Origin of the sequence: Dolomitihabitans soli, from assembly GCF_022213955.1 — a bacterium.
Classification (GTDB): Bacteria; Actinomycetota; Actinomycetes; order Streptosporangiales; family Streptosporangiaceae; genus Streptosporangium_A; species Streptosporangium_A soli.
Window position 1 is genome coordinate 280,101 of the sequence record NZ_JAKNTW010000010.1, and the last position, 20,378, is coordinate 300,478.

Annotated in this window: 13 protein-coding genes, 1 tRNA gene and 1 pseudogene; 4 read left to right on the top strand and 11 right to left on the bottom strand. The window is 64.4% G+C overall.

The window, feature by feature from the left end:
* Positions 1–9: 9 nt before the first annotated feature.
* The 6 genes from MBA17_RS23095 to MBA17_RS23120 all read right to left on the bottom strand — a co-directional run bounded on the left by MBA17_RS23095 (position 10) and on the right by MBA17_RS23120 (position 10,655).
* Positions 10–2,691 carry a DUF1156 domain-containing protein gene (locus MBA17_RS23095; RefSeq protein ID WP_238498631.1) on the bottom strand — a complete coding sequence of 894 codons (2,682 nt, stop codon included), beginning with the start codon at positions 2,689–2,691 and terminating at the stop codon, positions 10–12.
* The gene (locus tag MBA17_RS23100; RefSeq protein WP_238498632.1) at positions 2,688–6,119 is read right to left on the bottom strand and encodes a helicase-related protein; all 3,432 of its coding nucleotides are present in this window, start codon (positions 6,117–6,119) and stop codon (positions 2,688–2,690) included. Before MBA17_RS23100 ends, MBA17_RS23095 begins: the two co-directional genes overlap by 4 nt.
* Positions 6,120–7,332: 1,213 nt before the next feature.
* Positions 7,333–7,797, bottom strand: a complete 465-nt coding sequence (locus tag MBA17_RS23105; RefSeq protein WP_238498633.1) for a hypothetical protein — start codon at positions 7,795–7,797, stop codon at positions 7,333–7,335.
* Positions 7,798–7,925: 128 nt separating this feature from the next.
* The gene (locus MBA17_RS23110) at positions 7,926–9,470 is read right to left on the bottom strand and encodes an RNA-dependent RNA polymerase family protein (protein WP_238498634.1); all 1,545 of its coding nucleotides are present in this window, start codon (positions 9,468–9,470) and stop codon (positions 7,926–7,928) included.
* Between the two features lie 152 nt (positions 9,471–9,622).
* Entirely contained in the window at positions 9,623–9,847 is a 225-nt protein-coding gene (locus MBA17_RS23115; RefSeq protein ID WP_238498635.1) for a DUF397 domain-containing protein, read from the bottom strand.
* Positions 9,834–10,655 carry a helix-turn-helix domain-containing protein gene (locus MBA17_RS23120; protein ID WP_238498636.1) on the bottom strand — a complete coding sequence of 274 codons (822 nt, stop codon included), beginning with the start codon at positions 10,653–10,655 and terminating at the stop codon, positions 9,834–9,836. The genes MBA17_RS23115 and MBA17_RS23120 overlap by 14 nt, the downstream gene beginning before the upstream one ends.
* A gap of 208 nt (positions 10,656–10,863) precedes the next feature.
* On the opposite strand from MBA17_RS23120, the gene MBA17_RS23125 reads away from it, so the two are divergent.
* On the top strand, positions 10,864–11,349 hold the full coding sequence (locus MBA17_RS23125) for an ATP-binding protein (protein WP_238498637.1): 486 nt from the start codon (positions 10,864–10,866) through the stop codon (positions 11,347–11,349).
* A gap of 1,837 nt (positions 11,350–13,186) precedes the next feature.
* Positions 13,187–13,753: pseudogene (locus MBA17_RS50520) on the top strand (recombinase family protein); the annotation flags it as partial.
* A gap of 318 nt (positions 13,754–14,071) precedes the next feature.
* Here the strand turns inward: MBA17_RS50520 and MBA17_RS23130 are convergent.
* Complete coding sequence (locus MBA17_RS23130; RefSeq protein WP_238498638.1) at positions 14,072–14,311, bottom strand: hypothetical protein; 240 nt, start codon at positions 14,309–14,311, stop codon at positions 14,072–14,074.
* 257 nt (positions 14,312–14,568) lie between these two features.
* Positions 14,569–14,640: transfer RNA gene (locus MBA17_RS23135), tRNA-Arg, on the bottom strand.
* A gap of 116 nt (positions 14,641–14,756) precedes the next feature.
* Between MBA17_RS23135 and MBA17_RS23140 the strand changes: the two genes are divergently transcribed.
* Positions 14,757–15,146, top strand: coding sequence for a response regulator transcription factor (locus MBA17_RS23140; protein WP_238498639.1), 390 nt, complete (start codon positions 14,757–14,759; stop codon positions 15,144–15,146).
* 296 nt (positions 15,147–15,442) lie between these two features.
* Here the strand turns inward: MBA17_RS23140 and MBA17_RS23145 are convergent, their stop codons facing one another.
* Both MBA17_RS23145 and MBA17_RS49610 read right to left on the bottom strand, forming a co-directional pair.
* Positions 15,443–15,949 carry a GNAT family N-acetyltransferase gene (locus MBA17_RS23145; RefSeq protein ID WP_238498640.1) on the bottom strand — a complete coding sequence of 169 codons (507 nt, stop codon included), beginning with the start codon at positions 15,947–15,949 and terminating at the stop codon, positions 15,443–15,445.
* Between the two features lie 10 nt (positions 15,950–15,959).
* The gene (locus MBA17_RS49610) at positions 15,960–18,713 is read right to left on the bottom strand and encodes an ATP-binding protein (protein WP_455432823.1); all 2,754 of its coding nucleotides are present in this window, start codon (positions 18,711–18,713) and stop codon (positions 15,960–15,962) included.
* Positions 18,714–18,816: 103 nt separating this feature from the next.
* On the opposite strand from MBA17_RS49610, the gene MBA17_RS23160 reads away from it, so the two are divergent.
* The gene (locus MBA17_RS23160; protein WP_238498641.1) at positions 18,817–19,440 is read left to right on the top strand and encodes a LysE family translocator; all 624 of its coding nucleotides are present in this window, start codon (positions 18,817–18,819) and stop codon (positions 19,438–19,440) included.
* A 288-nt stretch (positions 19,441–19,728) separates the two neighbouring features.
* Here MBA17_RS23160 and MBA17_RS23165 read toward each other — a convergent pair whose 3' ends face one another.
* A complete protein-coding gene (locus MBA17_RS23165) occupies positions 19,729–20,253 on the bottom strand; it encodes an NUDIX hydrolase (RefSeq protein ID WP_238498642.1) in 525 nt (174 codons plus the stop codon).
* Positions 20,254–20,378 lie beyond the last annotated feature (125 nt).

Below are 20,378 nucleotides of genomic sequence, written 5' to 3' on the forward strand. Positions count from 1 at the left end.
GATCTCCGTTCAGAACAGCCGGTTGTCCGACGGACCGACATGCTTGGCCGCCGCTTCCGACAAACCTTCGCGATTGCCCCCCAATCCGAGTAATAAGGTACGTTCCCGATCGCCTTCCGGGAGGGCCTCCGTGATCGCCGAGATCATCGCCCAAAAGCTGGGTTCGTTGCCGGCACCGGTAGCACTTAAGAGCTCAACGAGTTCATTGCGACGCCCCTGGTCATGAAGTTGGGCAGCCAGGTGAAGCACATCTACCAGTGCTGGGGATGGGCCAAGAACAATCTTCTTACGCTCGTCCGGGCCTGCCAGGCAGTAGCTGACGTCCTTACCAGCACCCTGCTTTTGGACGAGACCATTGGGACGGGTGAGCTCTTCGAGGTCGATCTCGAAGGCGCGGCAGAGCATGTACGCCTCGTCAGCTGGAATGGCGATGCCGTCGTAGGCCCAGCGCCAGGTGAGGTAAAACAGCGAGCGGCTGTCAAGCGCTACGAGCGACTCCCCACCAAGAAGCCGCCGCATGGCATGCCGAGCCACCGCTTGACGTGCAAGGACCATGAGCTGATCAACCTCGACCTCTTCGCCAGAGAGCCGAACCACGCGGGAATATCCAGCGAACACCTCGAAAGCCGGACCGACCGCCGAGACGAAGTAGTCCGCCCCGGAGAGTTGCATCTCCTCGAAGGTCGCCAGCCGCTGTTCCAAGCGAGCTTCGAGCTCTCGGACAACGTCGTCATAGAACCCCTCCCGGTGGGCGGCGGCCTTACGGCATACGAGTACGACGGATGAGCCAAGGACAGATCCAACGTTGGCTGTCGTCCGCCCTTCCCGTTCAGACTGCATTGGCCACGACGTCGTCACGGCAAGTCCTGCCCCACGGAGCGCCTTGAGGAGCCGCTCCCATGCTTTGACATCGGTGTGCGCGAAAACAACAGACACGATGCCATCGTCCTTCACGACCCGTGCGACCTCGTTGAGGGCGTTCCGGAGACGCCGTTCAAACTCTTCATGTGAGATATATTCGGGTGACTTCTTGTCCGCCCGATTCTCAATGACTTCGGCCTGCTTAGGCGTCAGGGGGGTCAGGAATAGATCTGGATAGAGGTGTCCGACGCTCCGTTTCAGCCAGACGTAAAAGAAGTCAGACAGGTCACCGTATTGAAAGGCGTCATAGTAGGGCGGGTCGATGATAACCGCGTCGAACTCGCCATCAGAAAAGGGTAATTGCTGAGCATTGGCTCGTAGAACACGCGACGGGTTTCCATGACTTGCATTTGCGCAATGAATAAATGCTTTGCGAATCCAGTCTATAGCTCCGTTCCAATTTCCGGACACCTTTTGAACCAAGGGATCGATTTCTACGAAATCCCAGGCCATGCGGATCGACTGCTGAGGAAAAGTGTGCGTTACCTTTTCGTGGCTGGGCAGCCATCCCGCAAACGAAGAATCATAGTCAGCGATACGATCGATGGCTAAGGCGAGGTACGTTGTAAGCGCCTTAGCGCGATCGACAGCCATCCCCTCACTGAGCATCTCGTGATGTGCAGCCCGAACGGTCTGCGCCAGGACCGCTAATGTCAAACGCTGTCTGGGTGTGAACATGGCTGCCCAGGTGTTGATGCCATAGGTCAGTGGCCGAAGAGTCCTGTATTGCGACTTGACCACGAGCTCATCAGGGACGGCGGATGTGCCTTCGGGATAATCCTCAAGTTCCTCAAGGAGAGGAGCGGCCTTATCGGCAGCATCGACCTCCTCTTTAGTTGGCTCGCGATAAGAACGATCTCCGTTACGGATCTCCATGACGGCGTAGAGATAATGTCCGAAGCCGTTCTCCCGGGCGTAACTTCGCAGTTCTTTGTCGGGCCACGACGCCGGGCAGACGGGGCATGACACGGTGACGGTGGAGCCGCGACTCGTCTTCGTCCCCTTGGACCAGTCGGTGCCGTCGTCTGGTGCTCCATTAGCCAACCGCAGCTCAACACGGTCGGGTAAGACATCGTAGTCTACGCGAACCTTGCGACGTGATGTAGCAGCTAACTTCCGGGACGAGATGATAGGGATAATCCGCCCACAGCTTGAGTCTGGGCATGGGATGGTACGCGCCCAAAAGTAAGCTGCTACACGCGCGTCATCGCTACCCACGCGAGGGAAAACATCGGCGAGTCGTTGATCCGACTTTTCCTTCACCCACTCGGCCCACTGAGTGAGGTCGTCGGCAAAGGGGCGAGCGCCCTGCTCATCAATGTCACCATACAGAGCCGGGTACTCAAGGACGCAACGCTGAATCAGATGTGCCACAGGATTAATGTCACTCGCGGTGACATCACACCCGAGCCGAGAGGCCTCAAGCGGGATAGCACCGCCCCCAGCGAAGCAATCCAGGACCTTGGGACGCCCAGCCGGCCACGCCTTGTTGAGCACCTCACGGAGCGGCTGCATGCGCCTGCGGTCTTGGCTCGCTACTTCGAACGAAGACGTGATCGCGATGGCATTGAGGAGATCCTTGCGCTCCGTCTCGTTGCCGGGGTCAGGGACGAGGCTGGCGAAGACCACCGCGCGGGCCATCGCGAGCGGACGGCGTGCCCACCACAGATGCATCGTCGAGATGTTGCCGTGCCGGAGATGCTTCTCTCGTCCGGACTGCGCGTTAACCTCGATGAGAGGAAGCTTCTCTTCAATGAGTGTGTGCTTCATTCGCTCTCCGATGCGTCGATCACAGGTTGGGGGGCTACACCGAAGCGCACGTCAAGATGAGGCTTGATGCTTCCGATAAGGGCCTTGGCAGGGTTCTGCACGCGGTAAAGCCGCGGGTTCTCGCTTGCGCAGTCAAGGACGACGTAGAGCCAGTAGTCGTCACCAAGCTCAACCGCCTTGGCATACTCCGACCACGTGAGTACGACGTCCCCGACGCCGCCGCGCCCCTTGACCTCAATGCAGCGACGCTGGATCCCGCGCACGGAGAGCACATCGAAGCCGACGTTGTCGGCCTCCACGGACTTGACCAGGACCGCACCGTTCGCATGCTCGTGCGCCATCGTGATCTGGACCGCGATCTGTTCAACTTCCTCATTGCTTGTGCCGCGGTCTGGCGCAGTCGAAGGCCCACCTTCACCTGTTCGTGAAAGGTGAGGAGTGATAAGGCATGTGGCGAGTACGCGGACAGGTCCACGGCGCACGGTGCGTCCTCGGAGCGCCTCGGCAAGGCGGCGATCACGCCGCTCCTGGGTCTGGGCCTTGGCGATCTCAGCCTTCCGGAGTCTGCCTTCGGCCCCGATCACGCCGCTTTCGATGTCCTCCTCAACACTGAGGATCTCCTGGTCCTGTCGTGCCAGAACCGCCAGAAATGACCTCGTCAGAAAATCGTCCTGCACGGCTGCGACCTCGTCGCGCTCCACCTTCGCCTGCTGGTAACGGCGCTCGAAAACGTTCCTGCGCGCCCAGGCCACAAGATCGTCAGTTCCTTCGGGAGTGGGCTCATTCCCTGTGAGCGCTGTCCTTTTGGCTGGAACAAGATCGTAGAGAAACTGCCGGGCAGCCTCATAGCCAGACGCTGTCTCAGTAATCGTCGCCAACGCCCTGTGGACAAGCTCACCGTTGCCATCAACCGCGTCACCGGTGACGACATGTAGCAACGTTGCCTCACCCGCGTCGGGATCTTGGAAGACACAGCCGCGGTTGAGATCGCGTTCGGTTCGCTCGATAACGAAGTCAAGGAGCGCATCGAAGAGTGGGTGCCCGGGCCCGCACAGCTCAGCTTGTGGGGCGCCCTGATCTCCGTCCGCGCCTGGGGGGCGCATGGCGACGGACTTCTCAAAAGTGAGTCGCGCGTACTCGGGGGCCACGCGTCGGGTGGCGTTTCCGACTCGGGAGCGGGCGACTAGCACGTCCGGCGTGCGGGTCACACGCAGCGTTCCGGGATCCAGCCGATCCGCGACCTGTCCGCCGGCGTAGGTGCTCGCGTCGCGGAAGAAGCGCTCCAGGTAGTGAGGGGGTAGACGACGCTCTTCAGCGCGGTTCGCCCGATCGCGTTCTGCCTGCCAGTCGATGTGCTCGGTGGCCAGCGCGCGGTCCAGGAGTTCTCGAGCGCGGGCGACTGTGGCTGGATCGAACTCATCAGGATCGGATCCGAAGGCGTTGACAGCGTCGGCTGTGGAGACAGTTCCGGCGATGACGTCTTCCAGAAGATCGCGAAGGCGGTATCCGTCGAAGATTTCCCCAATCACATCGAACACCGGGTCGCCTAGCGATTGGCCCATGCGCTCCAGCTTGCGCAGCAGCGTGGCGAGGACTGCGCCTTCCCGCGTGTTGCTCGCGACTAAGTTGAAGATGTGAACATCCTGCGTCTGGCCGATCCGGTGGATGCGGCCCATGCGTTGTTCGAGCCGGTTCGGGTTCCACGGGATGTCGTAGTTGACCATCAAGTGGCAGAACTGGAGGTTGATGCCTTCGCCTGCCGCCTCGGTAGCGATCATTATCTGTGCGCGCTCGCGGAAACGACGCTCGGCCTCGATCCGTTCGGGAAGCTTGAGACGGCCGTGGATGACCGCCACGTCGAAATCTCCCGAGAGCTTCTCGACGAGATAGTCGAGCGTGTCCTTGTGCTCAGTGAAGATCAGTAGCTTCTTGGACGGGTCGTCGCGCAGACCCTGCTCGGCGACTACATCAAGAAGTTCGTTGAGCTTGCGCTCCACTCCACTTGCCTCGGTTTGTTGCGCTTGGACCACCAACGGCTCCAGGGCTTCAAGCTCCATCCGCAACTCGGTCTCCGTCTGCGGAAGCCACTCCTCCAGAGCTCGCTCCTCAAGGGCCCACCGCTCATCCTCGGTGAGGTCCTTGGACTCATCGTCTCCGTTGGCAAGAACGGAATCACGGAATTCGCGGCGTCCACGCAGGTACTGCTCCGGGTCCTCCAGCGCTTTCTCCAGGCGGTCCATACGGCGCTGCAGAGTTCGACTGATGGCGCGCACCGATGACGCCAACCGTCGCTGCATTGTCGTGAGGGCGAATCCGGCGGCGGAGCTGCCGCTGCCTTCCCCCCTAATTTCGGCAAGTTCCCTGGAGACAAAGTTGGTGACCGCGCGATAGAGGTCCCACTCCGCACCTTCAAGGTCGTACGCGACGGTATGCGGGTGGCGCGGCTTGAAGAGACGCTCGCCTCGTAGGTCGACCATCTGCTCCTTGGAGGTCTTCGAATAGTGGCGAGGGCTGAACTCGATGCGTTTGGGGCACCGGTTTCCATATGCATCGGAGTCAAGTAGACGAAGAAGTCCCCACAGCGATTCGTTGCGACCAGAGTGGGGGGTGGCTGTCAACAGGACGAGTCTGTGCGCCCGGTCGGCGATCTGCTCGGCAGCCTTATATCGCTCTGACTTCTTCGAGATCAACCCTTTAGCGTCCACCTGCAGGGTGAACCCGTGGGCCTCGTCAATGACAGCGAGATCCCAGTCCTTCTCGGTTGCAACGAAAGCCGCCAAGACTTCCTCGGAGCGCATGAAATCCCGCGAGACGATGACGAAATCGTGAACGTCCCACGGGTTCTGTGTCGGGGCGGAATCGAACACCGCCCTGTCGAAGAGGACCGCATCGATCTGGAACCGTTCCGCCAGCTCGCGCTGCCACTGAGGACGCAGGTTGGCGGGAGTGACGATAAGGACACGATCTGCCGCGCGGCGAAGCTGGAGCTCCTTGATGTAGAGCCCAGTCATGATCGTTTTACCGGCGCCCGGATCATCGGCGAGCAGGAATCGAAGACGGGGCTGCTCAAGGAAGTGACCATAGACCGCCTCCAATTGATGCGGAAGCGGCGTGATGTTCGAGACTGCGAGAGCCGCCATGTCGTGTTGGAACCCGATCCTGATACGGCGGGCTTCGACTCCAAGGCGGAAGCTGTTGGGATCTGCATCGAACGAACGAGCATCCCCAGTGTCCATCAGTTGGACGTCATGAAGCTCATCCTCGGCGATGGTGATCTCGCCGAGAATGCCCTCAACGTCGCGGTACACGAAGTCCCAAAACGGACCGGGCTTGACTTGCACCAAGGTGACGGGGGCGATGTGGCCGGGAAATCGAACAAGTGCGTCGGCACGAAGCCAGGCCGGATCGTGCACGTCAGATGACCCCACGCTTGCTCCCCTGACTGCCTAATCAGATAAAACACGACCCGCAGAGCGGTCGGTCCACAGCCCTTTGGCGCTCATCGACGAGCCTCAATACGGTGGCGCCACATGGGATAGCTTAAACCGCAACTTTGCCCGTCTGAGGACAACAATTCAACACAGTTGCGCATCATTGGCTGTCGTTACCTGGAAACAGTTTTCGGGCTTCCATAAATCCGTGCATTCTTGCCCGAAACATCAGCGGAGCTACTGTCGAGCCATCTTAAGGCGATACAGACGACAGTCAGATAGGACTTTAATTCCTATATCTGCACAAATCTCCAACGTGAGGGAGTCGAGAGCAGCAGGGGTGGACCGCTCCCGTTCTCCCGAACGCCGACGATCGAGGCGCTACAGCTGTCAGAGGGAGCTTTCCTTCTTGGAGGCCAAACGCGCCGTGTTGAGTGGCTGGGCCCGTCAGCACGGCGACGTTCCCGAACAGTTGCAGGCCGCTCTGGAGCGCGAGGTCTTCCGGTGCGACCGCCAGGCGAGCAGGCGCTACTGGCTCAAGGACTTCGGACGCAGCCTTCCACGACCGGGGCGGAGTCCATGCCGACTTCCACGAGTTCATCACCATCGAGCGCAACACAGGCGATCTCATAGTGATCGTGTCCGCCAAAGCGGAACAACCCCAGTGCTACGGAGGATCTGCTGACCCGCGCCGATCTCAATCGCATCAGAGGAAGCACAGGTGACATGGGGCCGCTTCGCCGTGCGAGGCTTGGATGGAAGCTCCATCGTGGCCCACAACTGGCCCACAACCCGCGAGCGTCAACGAGAACGGGCGGGACTCCGTGAGACTGGGGGCCGCCCGTTTCGGTGGTCTAACCGCAGGTCAGCGGCTGGTTTCCGCTGGTCAAGATCGCGTGCCACCTACGAGGAACCCTCAGCAAGGGAACGACGCTCCCCAAGCTATGACTTGGCGCTTGCCTCCCACTCCGCCGACACCCGCCTCGCCCGCCAAGTGGTTCTTGAGGTCTGTTGGGCACTCCCTCAGCCTCGTGTCTCACCCACCGCTGAGCTTCTCGGATGTTCGTCAAACCGAATCAAGCCACCGCCGCGTTGCACCGAACCCGCACCCACCGTTCCCGGGAAAAGCATCTCGCCTGTCCGAGAGCCTTGGCTGTGGCTGAAGCAGAGCCGCGTGGCTCTCCTGAGGAACTCGGGAGTTCGCCTGAGGTCAGAGTCTGGCTTGAACCGCCAAATCAAGTTTTTCTATGAAGGCGCAACATGCTGAAGCGGCCTCAGCGAGGCTCTCATCGGAGAGCACGACTGTGTTGCCATCAACGATGATGCCTGCGGCTTCAAGCTTGGACCTGACGCTTTGTTCATTACGCATCTGACGCTTGGTGAGCTTGCCAAGACCGTGCGCGACGGCATTCCGTGCTTCGGCGAGCCGTTCGACCGATTTCCAGTCCTCGCTGATACCGAGCCAGTCCTTGTATGCCTTCTTCTGCTCTTGCCAACTGCTAGTGGCACGGATGACGGCCTCGTCAGCCAAGGTGGAGGCGATGGAATTTTGTGCGCTCACGACCGCATGTTCGACTTCGCGTGAAAGCAGGTCCGAGGCAAACGCTTCGGTAATTGACAGCAGCCTGACGAGAGTTGCCTGACACATGTCCTGAGCAGGATCAGTATCTGGCATGGCTCGGAGTCGCGTCGCCGAATGTGGTTTCACTGCCGCGACCGCAGCGCGGTGGGCTCCCAGAGTGCGAAACAGCAGCGCTGTAGCTATTTCGGCCCCGGCCGAGGGGACTTGCGGGACTCGCGCGGTCACGGCATAGTCGCAGCGAGAAGAAGCCGGTCCAATTCATCGTCGGCTGTGTCTTCTGCCCTGGCGCGGTCAATACCGATCAAGCCCCAAAACGCTAGCCGTCTCCACTCGGGGCCCACTCGATCTACAGCCGCTGCCACAAGGTCGGAATCCCCTCGTCCGATCCGCCCCAGGGCGGCCGCGGCGGTAGCGGCGAGACCATCGTGGCCGCTGACAGCGCTTCGGGCGAGCCAATCTTCGTAACTGTGCTTACGCTGCGAACGCCCTACGCCACCCGCAGCTTGCGCGAGCCACATGGCCTGCCAATCGCTGAGAATGTCACTGCTGGTGACCTCGTCGAGCGCCGCGCGGAGTTCGGCACGCGCACGCTGGCCGTTGCGGCCGTACATGTCCAGATAGACAGCAACTTGCGGAGTTAGCGCCGGCTCGAAGCGGAGTAGCCCTATCAGCCATTCCAGCGGGCTGGAATCTCCAGCCGCGCCAAGTAGCGGCAACGCGAGGCCGAGCAGAGAGTGCGTGATCGCGGCGTCCTGGGATGCTTGCTTCTCCTCGGACTCATCCTCAAGTTCCCATAGCTGCCATGCCCGCTGCGCAGCCTTCAGACGCTGCGGGTCGATGTTTTCGCTAGCTTCACCGTTGTCCGTGGCAAATGTCTCGTCCTCATCGACACTGCCACTCAGCGTTATCGGTGTCGCGGCATCGCCGTCCGCATCGCTGTAGGCGGCGCGCAGGAACCTTAGGCCGTCGAACGGTTCGGTCGGCTCCTCGCCAGCGAATAGGCGCTGCTCCGCGTCAGCGAACGATGTCAGAGAACTGCGGTAGTTCTGCGCGCCATAGGTGTATGTCTTTCGCTCGTTGAGTACCAAGCCGAGGGAACGTACTTCCATTGCACACGCCTCGAGCGCAGCGCGTGCAGTGCCGAGAGCGGGGGAAGCAATGCGGAAATCATCAGAATAAGTGAACACGGCATGACCTCGGCGCAGCAGACGCCTACGTACTGGATCGATGTAAGCATCACCCAGAACATCGCTGGCAGAATGCACTTGTGGCAGCCCGACACGACGCCCAAGAACCGAAGCAAGCAAATTTCCCAGCGCATCGACGGCAAGCTCTTCACCAGTCTGGGCAATCAGTTCAGCGCCCAGCAGGTCATGGTCAACGAACTCATAGTAGGAGGTCACATCCGTCTTGCTAATGTACTCTGCGCCTGGGACGTCGAGTGGCGCACTCCGGAACTCGTCAATCGGTACTCGACTGCGCAACCGTTGTGGTAGCGCCTGGCTGATGAGTCCTACGAGTGCCCTGTACAGCACCCTGTCCTCAAGAGTCATGACGTGCAGCGGCCGCGCTCCACGCCATTCCTTGTCCGCCAATACGATGGCGGCACTTTTTCCCGAGGGAACACGTCGCAACTGTGGGAGCAGCCAAGTCTCCACCGAGGCGGGCTCCGACGCCAGGGCCATGTAGTCCCAACGCCGCGGTAACAGCCGGTTGCGTGACGACAACTCAAGGGCAATGGCACTTGACAGATCCATGCGGCGCATAAGAGTGCGATCCATTGGCACGTTCACTTTCCAATCAAGGACATCGACAGGGCTCCTCCGGTCAGACATAGCAGAGACAACAAAGGCGGCCGCAGTGCTCTAGCTGCGGGTCACTTCGCCCATTCGGCACCGCGCCTGCGGAGGCTTTTCCGCTAGAAGTCGAATTCGCCTTGCTTGGCGCCGGCGACGAAGGCGCGAAAAACACCGCCGCGTACCACCCACGGCACCAGGTCGGGCCGTTCGGTGTCGCGGATGCCAACACGGTCCCCGGTCAGAGGGGCTATCTCGATGCAGTCTCCGCCGTTGGCGCCGCTGGCGGAGGCCTTGCGCCACTGCGCGGTTTCGAGCTCTGCGGCCAGTTCGTCAGGCACGTTCATACACCACCATCTTCTCGCGTATCACGTCTGGGGTTTCGTTGACCGGCCGGGCGTATGACCGGATGGCGTCGAATCTGACACTAACGGTGCGCACGCGGTCCTCGCGATCTGTTACTTCGCCATCTGCGGCGGAGTCCAGATACACCGTGTCGGGTCCCTGAGGCTGCTGGGCGATGACGAATCCGCCCAGCAGGCCGATCGTGGGCACTGCATCCATAGGGACGATCTGCAATGTGATGCAGGGGTGGTCCACGACCTTGAGGAGGTGTTCGAGCTGTTCGCGCATCACCTGTGCTCCGCCGATGGGACGGCTGAGGACTATCTCGTCGATCATCGCGGCATACATCGGTGGTTCTGGGCGGTCGAACACGGTCTGCCTGGCAAGGCGTGCCTCCGTCGCCTCATTGACGCGTTCCTCGGTGATGCCCGGTTGCCCGCGCAGGATCGCGCGAGCGTAATCGCGTGTCTGTAGGAGCCCCGGAATCACCAGCGGTTGCCAGGTTCGCAGGTTGTGAGCATCTGCCTCGATCTTGGGCCATTGGCGGAACCACGTTGGTCCTGTTTTGATCACCAAGGGCAGGAGGCGGAGCAGTTCGCCGTTGAGGTTAAGGAGCGTTTCCACCTGTTCGGTGAAGTTCCACTGTGGGGTGCGTTTGGCGTTCTCGATCTGGCTGACGAGGCTTTTGCTGACGTGAGTGTGGTCCGCTATGTCCTCTTGGGTCAAGCCTTTGTCCTCCCGCAACCTCCTCAGTTCGGCCCCGAAGAGGGCAAGAGGGCTGGCTCCGGGGTCCAGTTCGCTCGCGGTCATCGACACCATCCCGCATGTTCACAGGTTCACACACATCAGTGAACAAGATGTGTGGAGCGGTTGTGTTACTCGTCAACTACTAAAAGTAGCTTGCGCAGGTCAGTCTGGGGAGAGTCTTCCGAGAAGCAGCCGAGCCGGGGTTCACAATGACTTTCGATCTTGTGGACATATGGCGAAGCGTCCCTAGAGGTCGGTGATACCTGTGCCCATGGAAACCGCATCCACCAGAACGCCGAACGTATCTGGACGGATAAGCACGACGCTGCCGCGCAGTACCCAGGCTCCCTGGCAGGCGCGCCAGGCGATCAGACTATGGCTCACCGATAGCACCCCGGAGCTGCGGTTCAACGTCGCGCTGGTCGTCTCTGAGCTGGTGACGAATGTCATCCAGCATGTGCCGGCGGGGGTGCACCGCGACTGGGTCGAGGTGAGGATCGGTTTCGGGGTGGATTTCGTCCGGCTGGAAGTGATCGACCCGGGCACGTCCAACCCCGAGCCGCTCTTCACACCCTTGGGGACGGAGCCCATGGTGCAATCAGGTCGCGGTCTTGGCCTCGTCACGGAACTGTCGATCCGTCACGGGACCAAGCTCATCGGAACCGGTCACCGCATCGTGTGGGCCGATCTGGCGAATGCCCAGGCACCGGCCGATGGCGATCGGCACGGCCGCCCACAGGAACAGCTCGCGTCCTGACGAGCTACGCCAAGGCCGACGGTGATCGTGTTGACCGGATCCTCGCCGAAGTCGGCCGTCCCACCCGTTGATCCACATCGTGGCGTGACCCATGCGTGCGGCGTGCCAATCCGTATACGCCGCCACGGGCACGCAGACTCCGTACGGCACGGCTGAGGCGCGTCGCGACTGTACGGCTCGCAAGGAGGCGGGCATGACATTTTCCCCGGGATTTCATGGAATCCATGTGGCCCCGGTCGCTACGACCCATGAGCGGATTCGTTGGCTGCCGCCGCTCCCCCGGGCCAATCGGATCCGGATACGCGAACACACCTGTATCTGCAGAAGCACGCAGTACGAGTTGTGTGAAGCAGGAGGGCTGGCCTTCATCAGACGCTTTAAGGCTTTTCAGGGACGCATGCTCATACGTGAGACAGACTGGCTGGTGACCGCTCGCGCCGCACAGCTCTGGGCGCTCCTCCTGCGTGGCCAAGCTCGATGAGCTGGAACCGCCATTAGCCTTCCCGATACCCCTCCCGTTGCCTGTTCGATTATCCCTCCCAACTAATCGGGAGGGGACTTCAGTGCTCATCTCTCAGGTCATGGAGCTGTACGATGCCCGCGCCATGCCCCGACTCGTATAGAGGAATTCGATTCCTCATAGATTGATCGTCGTCCCGGAGCAGACCGGCATCGACAAAGTCGCACATAACCCCATCCCCACAAGATCGAGGTGGCAATAGCGAAAACGAGATACGGCTGACATCGCGAAGTCTTGGTCGAGCGATACAGCCATGGCGCTGGGAGCGCCGTTCCCCAGCGAGCTCAGATGACGGACCCCCACCACGCCAAGCACCATCGCGCCCTGCCAAAGGCCGCCGCCAAAACCACCCGGCCCAAGAGCGCCAGAGCCTCGCCAACGTCTCGCCAGAGGTGGGTGCTGGAGTAGGGATCATGTTCCCGTTCGCGGGAGCACCACGGATCTGAGGCCCGCCCCAACTGACGATGCCCGTACCGCTCAACACCGAATCTGCCGGCGTCGCGTCGGCACCCGCCCGTGCCAAAGAGCCGAAGCATCCGGAGAGCTGCTCCGGTGTTGAGGCTCCGGCAAGACTGTCCCGTGCAGACAATCGGTCCGTCGGGCCGAGCCGCGTCCACCTGATCATCCTCAGCGGCCAAGAGCTTGGCGACCAAGTCGGCGGTCGAGGGTGACCGAACCGATAGAAAAGGCCTGCTCAGAGCCTCCTGAACCAGAACCGGAGCTGTACGCTGCAGGGCCCCAACCCGCACGTCGAGGCGCCCTGAACGCGGAGGCGGAGTTCGTCGCCATCGACGGTCCCGAGGGCGACGAACTGGAAGCACGCCAGTGCCTGGTGATCCTGGAGATTCTGCGATGGCTGCACGAACGGAGAACGCCGTGAACTTCCCCTGGGACGACACCGGCCCGTCGACGGCCACTAGACAGGCCCTCAACATCACCCTCCCGGTGGCCTGGCTCGGCCGAACCTCCACCGACGACCAGCAGGACCCAACGCTGTCCCTCCCCCGCCAACTACGCAACTCCCGCGATGCCCTGCCGAGTGGGTGCGTGATCGTCGCACACTTCTACGACGTCGAGTCGGGACGAATGGATCTGGAGGCACGCGGACGCGGCAACGCACACCAAGCCTTCGATATCCCCATCTCTCGTGACGGCGGCATCCAGGACATGCTCGCGGAGGCCAAGCGTCCGGACCGCCGGTTCGCCGCCGTGATCTGCGAGTCCGTCGAGCGAGTGGCGAGACGCACCTACTTCGGCACCAAGGTCGAGTACGAGCTGGAGCAGGCCAGGGTCATGTTGCTGGCCGCCGACGAGCCGATGCCGCAGCTCGAACCGTCCAATGGAGGCCGGTCACGCAAGCGCGCCACTCCTGTCCTTACCCGCCGGGTAAAGCAGGCGGTCGCCGAGTGGTACGTCCTCCAACTCCTGGAGCTGTCGTGGGACGGCTTCTGCGAGCACACCGAGCAGGGCTGGAACGTCGGGAAGCCCTGCTACGGCTACCGCGCTCAGAAGATCCCCCACCCGGTCGCTGCCAAGCGGGCCGAGGGCCGCACCAAGAGCCGTCTGGTCCCCCATCCGGTCGAGGGACCGACCGTCACGCACATCTTCATGCTGAGGACCGTCCACCGGCTCGGCTACGACGGCATCGCCGACCGGCTCAACCTCGAACCGGACAAGTATCCGCCGCCCATGCCCGTCGATCCCCGGCGGGCCCTGGGCCGATGGAGCGGCTCCGCCGTACGGGAGATCCTGAGCAACCCCAAGTACACGGGATACATGGTGTGGAACCGGCGAGCCACCAAGAAGGGCGGCAAGCTCAACCCGCTCAGTGAGTGGGTCTGGTCGCCCCGGCCGACCCACGAGCCCCTGGTCACCAAGGAACTCTTCCAGTCCGTCGCCCCGATCGGCCGCACCAGACGTGGCTCGCGTACCGGCCCCGGCCTCAACAGCCACCCTCAGACCCATCGCAGTTACCCGCTCCGCTCCTACGTGGTCTGCGATCTGTGCGACCGTCGCATGCACGGCAAGACCCGGCGCACCACCGCCTACTACGCCTGCGATGCCGACATGCGTCACCATCGCGACCGCCGCGAGTGGTTCGACAGCCATCCCAAGAGCATGTGGATCCGCGAGGACGAGCTTCTCACCTTGGTCATGTCCTTCTTCGCCGAGCACGTCTTCGGCCCGCTTCGTCAGACCGCGCTACGGACCACGCTCCAGGCGGTGCCCGCCGAGAACCCCGCTATCGATCGGTACAAAACCGAAATCGCCGATCTGGCCAAACGGCAGGACAACCTCCTCACCCAAATCGAGGAGCACGAGCCGAGCGGCGACGAGGAGATCGACCGCGACTTCCGCGAACGCCTCCAGCGCCGGTACGGCGAGCTCGCCCGCAAGCGCAAGGCCGCGACCGAGGAGCTGCAGGCGCTCGCCGCAGGGCACCCCGTTGAGCCTCAAGACAGTCCGGAGCTACTCGACCGGCTTCCCCGGCTCACCGACCTCTCCTCGATCCCCGAGGAGTTGCAGCGGAAGCTATTCGAAGCCTTCCACCTGGAGATCCGCTACCGCTACGCCACCCACGACGTGCTCATCCGCGTCACGATCAAGGAGGGCGCACTGCCTGCCATACAGGCCGTCACAAACGAAATCGCCGACCCTCCGAGAGGATCGGCGATCAACGAACGTTCCCTTGTTTTCGGTGCCCCCTGCAGGATTCGAACCTGCGCACCCGGCTCCGGAGGCCGGTGCTCTATCCCCTGAGCTAAGGGGGCTCAGCGCTTGCTAAGGCTACCAGTATCTGGCCGGTGCTCGGCACGTTGGTATCTGTGCGGGCACACATCACGGGAAAGCCTCCCGCCACCCCCTCCGACCGGTTAGCCTCGCGGCCGTGGGTGAGGTTCTGGGGCGGGTACTGGTCGTGGATGATGATGAGGTCATCCGGCAGCTGATCGCGGTCAATCTGACCCTGGAGGGCTTCCAGGTCGAGACCGCGACCGATGGGCAGGATTGCCTGGATCGGGTGGTGAAGATCAGGCCAGATGTGATCACACTTGATGTGATGATGCCTCGGCTGGACGGGTGGGTGACGGCGTCGCGGTTGCGCGCCGGCGATGACACCAGCCACATCAAGGTGGTGCTGATCACCGCGCGGGCGCAGGAGGACGACAGGCGGCGCGGGATGGGCATCGGGGTCGACGCCTATCTCACGAAGCCGTTCGACCCGGCTGAGTTGATCCAGGTGGTCAGAGATCTCGCGGTGTCGGCCCGCGCGGGCTGAACTGAGCCGGATCTCTCGATGTCGGCGGGCGCGGTTGAGCTGATCCAGACCTAGCCGGGCTCGCCGGGCGGGCTGAGCTGATCCAGCGCGGTGTTGGCACGCACGAGCTGATCCAGCGTCGGCGTCGGGACGCACGAGCTGATCCAGCGTCGGCATCGGTCACACGTCAGCTGACCCAGGGCGGATGTCGACACGCGTTAGCTTGCCCAGCGCCGATGTCGGCGCGCGTCGGCTGACCCAGGCACGCGTCAACTGACCCAGGCACGCGTCGGCTGATCCAGGCACGCGTGAGATGGTCAGAGGCGGCGGTGCATCACGTGCAGGCCGACGTAGCCCTGGGTGGGGTGGTGGAAGGCCTCGGGGATGGTCGTCAGCACCTGGAAGCCCAGGGAGCGCCACAGGGCCACGGCGTTGACATTGGTCTCCACGACCGCGTTGAACTGCATGGCGCGGTAGCCGTCGGCTCGGGCCCGCGTGATGACGCGCTCGCCGAGGGCCCGGCCGACGCCCTGGCCCGCGTGGGCGGGGTTGACCATGAAGCCGGCGTTGGCGACGTGGGAGCCGGGACCGGGCTGGTTGGGGTGGATCTCGGCGGTACCCAGGATGGTGCCGTCGGGCGCGGTGGCGACGAGGGTACGGCTGGGCGCGGCCGTACGGGCCGGCGAGGGGTGCAGCCAGCTTGAGCGGGCCCACTGTTCGGAGGCGTCGGGCGGCCAGGTGAAGGTGTCTCCCTGGGCGACGATGGGGCGCATGAAGGACCAGATGGCGGGCCAGTCGTCGGGTGTGGCATCTCTGATCAGCATGGAGCGGCCTTCAGGAAGTGCGGTTGAGGACGAGGGCGGCGGCCTGGGTGCGGGAGGAGACGCCCAGTTTGCCGAGGATGTTGGAGACATGGACGCTGACGGTCTTCTGCGCGATGAAGAGGCGTTCGGCGATTTCGCGGTTGGTGAGGCCCTCGGCGATCAGGGCGAGGACTTCGCGTTCGCGCTCGGTGAGGCCGGCGACCGCCGTGGTGGGCTTGCCGGTGAAACGGGCGCGGCGGCCGAGGGCGGCGAGGGCTCGGGAGAGCGGGGCGGCGCCGAGGGCCGTGGCGGTGGCGACCGCTGAGCGCCATTCGACCAGGGCGGCCTCCCTGTCGCCCGTGGCGAGGAGGGTCTCGGCGAGCCGCCAGCGTGACCGGGCGACCTCGTAGGTGAAGCCGAAGTCGAAGGCCGTGACGACGTCCGCCATGATGGCCGGGGTGGCCGTGCCATACACCCGATGCCATTCGGCTTCGGCGCGGACCAGCCAGGCCCTGCCCTCGACCTGGACGGAGCTCCAGGTGGCGGCGTGCCTGGCGCGGGCGAGCAGTTCGTCGGCGCCCTCGGTGCGGCGGAGTTCGGCGAGCGCGCCGAGACCGGTGGCGGCGATGCGGATCAGGGCGGCGTCGTTCGGCTCCAGAGCGCTGACCACGGCCGTGACGTGGACGAGCGCGCCCTCGGGATCGCCGTTCCACAGGGCGTGCTCGGCCGCGAGGCCCCTGGACATGTAGGCGACGAGGACGACGTCCCAGAAGCCGCGGACCCAGTCGAGGCGTTCTTCGACGATGGGAAGGCCCCTGGCCACCTCGACGAAGAGCGCGAAGGAGGAGAGTGTCGCCTCGGCGGGGGTGCCGACCCTGACGCCGAACCCGGCGGCGACCTCCTGCGCCTGGTCCCATTCGCCGGACACGTAGTGGATGAGGAGGCGCAGGAAACGCAGGTCGGTGCCGTACGTGCTCCAGGTCAGGCCGGTCTCCACGGCCATCCGCAGGCCGTGGTCGACGGTCGGCGCGGCAGCGGCCAGCGCGCCCCGTTCGAACCGGATCCGGGCCAGAGTGAACACCGCACGCAGGTCGATGGACAGGTCGGACGAGCGCCGGGCGATGGCGCGGCCGAGCAGACGCTCCGCCTCGGCCGTCTCCCCTTCGAACTCGGCGCAGGCGGCGAGCGCGATGAGCGCGCTGTTCTCCGCGTCGACGGCGCCGCTCGACTCGGCGACGTCGAGCGCGCGGGCGGCCAGTTCCCTGACCTCGGCGTGCCGGGAGCCCCCGGCGAGGGTGCGGGCGTAGGTGGCGAGGGCGCGGGCGAGCAGCGGGCCCTCGGGGGCCGCGGCGACCGCGGCCTTCGCCGCCGCCACGGAGCCGGCTTCGTCTTCGATCTCGATCAGGTAGTAGGCAAGCCGCTCGTAGGTCTCCGCCGTCGCCGGCAACTCCCTGAGCTGGGCGATCGCGCGGTGGTTGTCGCCGCTGTCGGCGGCGGCGACGGCGCTCCACAGTCCGAGGGCGTCGCGGCCGACGCCGGCGAGCCGCTCGGGGTCGGGCACCCGCTCCCACAGCCCGAGCGCCTGGTCGAAGTGGCGGTGGGCCTCGGCGGGCGCTCCCACGCGGGCGGCCCTGCGGCCCGCCTCGACCGAGGTGGTGAGGGCGCCGGGCAGGTCGTGGCTGGCCAGGTAGTGGTGCGCCAACTCGGCGACCGGGCCGTTGCGCCGGGCGAGCACCTTGGCGAACTCCGTGTGCAGCCGGGTGCGCTCGCCCGGAAGCAGATCGATGTAGACCGCCTCCCTGAGCAACGCGTGCCGGAAGACGTATCCATGCCCGTCGCGCAGCAGCAACCCTCTGGAGAGGATCTCGCGCACCCCCTCGTCGAAGGGCGCGTCGTCGAGGGCGGACACCTCGCTCAGGAGATCGTGGTCGGCCCTGCTCCCGGCGACGGCCGCCGAGCGCAGCACCCCGAGGGCGGGCTCCGACAGCCGTTCCACCCTGGCCAGCAGGAGGTCGGCGAGGCCCTCGGGGAGGGTGCCGTCGTAGGCGGCGAGCAACTCCTCCGCGTAGAACGGGTTGCCCTCGGCACGCCGGATCACCGCGTCGATGGCCGCCGGATCTCCTCCGTCGAGCGTGGCCAGATGGTCGGCCATCTCGTCGGGACTGAGCGGACCCAGCTCCACGGCGGTCACCGCGGGCAGCCGGCGCATCTCGGCGAGCAGCGGGCGCAACGGGTGCCGCCGGTGCAGATCGTCGGTTCGGTAGGTGCCGGCCAGGCAGACGCGTTCGGTCTGCAGCATGCGGGTGAGGAAGACCAGCAGGTCACGGGTCGAGCGGTCGGCCCAGTGCAGGTCTTCGAAGACCAGCAGCACGGGCCGCTGGGCCGACAGCTCGGCGAGCATGGCCAGCGTGGAGCCGAACAGCCGCTGCTGGGTGAGCCCGCCGGCCGCCTCGTCGTCGGGTTCGCCCCGTCTGCCGGGCAGCAGGCGCAGCAGCACCGGCCAGGCCGCGACCAGCTCGGGCGGGGCGTCGCGCAGCGCGTCGGCCAGCGGGAGGTAGGGCATGGTGTCGCCGAGCTCGGCGCACTGCCCGATGAGCACGGTGAACCCCTCGTCGGCGGCCCGCTGCGCCAGCTCGCTCACCAGCCGCGTCTTGCCGATGCCCGCGTCTCCCCCGATCAGGGCCACCCCGGCGGATCCGCCGGCGGCCGCGCGTGCGACACCGACCAGGCGATCCAGCTCCGCTGATCGTCCGACCAGCACGCTCTCAGCCGCTCGCCATGTCACGTGACCGAGTATTCCACGCACCGCCGACAACCCGATTGGACCACGTACTCGAACCCGAAATGGCCCTCATCAGAGCACCAACCCGGCCATATGGTCTTATTTCGTGATTTCGTGGTCCACTCTGGCGTTCTTCATCGCCACATCGCTCATCCTGGTCGTCTCCCCCGGGCCGAACCACCTCTACATCATCGCCAGAGGCGTCGCCCAGGGCCGGTCGGCGGGCCTGGCGTCCGCCCTCGGCGTGGAGGCCGGCACCCTGATCCACATCGCGGCCGCCGCCGCCGGGCTCTCCTACCTGATCGCCCAGTCGGCCACCCTCTTCACCCTGGTCAAGTGGGCCGGAGTCGGCTATTTGATCTACCTCGGCATCCGCACGCTGACCGGCAAGGACGACGTGGACGGCGAGCGCGTCGCCCCCCAGCCGCTACGCCGGGTCTTCCTCGAAGGCGTCCTGGTCAACGTGCTGAACCCGAAGGTCATCCTGTTCTTCCTGGCCCTCCTCCCCCAGTTCGTCGATCAGGAGGCGGGCTCCCCCGCGCTGCAGATCGTCGTGCTCGGCCTCACTCTGCTCCTGCTCGGCCTGATCTCCGACATCGTCTACGCGCTCGGCGCGAGCGCGCTCGGCGCACGGCTCCGCGCCAGGGCCAAGCTGCTCAGGAACCTCAGCGGCATCGTCTACCTGAGCCTCGGCGTCGCCACCGCGTTGAGCGGCACCCGAACCACCTGACCGTACGGCAGGCCCCGCCCGCGCCACCCGCGCCACCCGAACCACCCGACCGTACGGCAGGCCCCGCCCGCGCCACCCGCCGTAGGTGGCACGGGTCCGTGGGTTCATGGCACTCCAGCGGCTGTGGCCGAGCACCGTGACAACTCGCACGTCGACCATGCCCTTCGGTTTCCCTGGACCAGGCCCGCCCTTCCCGGATCGCCGCACGAGCCCCTGTTCCCTGCGCGAGGACCAGCCCCCGCAACCTCGACCGCCCCCGCGCCCGGAAACCCGCCGCGCGTGCCGGCCCTACGCCGTGCTGAGCATGTAGAGGAGAGCGGCCATGCTGGTGCCGCTGACGATGTTGCCTTCGCCGATCATGCGGTAGGTGTCGGCGAGGGGTATCCAGTCGACGCGCTCCGCCTCCCAGGCGTCGGTGGGCTGGCCGATGTGGGTGGCCTGGGTGGCGCGGAAGATGTGGTGGACGGAGTCGGAGATGCCGTTGGTCGGCTGGAGGCACAGCAGCGGGTGCAGCGGCCCGGGTCGCCAACCGGTCTCCTCCTCGACCTCGCGCGCCGCCGTCATGATCGGGGTCTCGCCCGCCTCGACCCTGCCCATCGGGATCTCCCAGCCCCACGTGTCGGTGATGAAGCGGTGCCGCCAGATCATCAGCACCCGGTTCCGCTCGTCGGTGACGAGGGCTCCCGCGCCGGGCGCGATGCGGATCAGCCGGTGCGCCAGATGACTGCCGTCGGGTAGCTCCACATCCGCCAACCGCACATCGATCCACTGGTCAACATAGAGGGGCTTTTCGGAGTTGACCTGCCAGCGCATACGGGGGGCTCCAAGCGTTGCCGGATGTCGGCTACACGCTACAAGGGCACGCCTGCCCTGTGTGCGCGGGACAACCTGTGCGACACGCCGCGAAGAAGGCTCAGAACCGACGCCGGCCCGGTGCG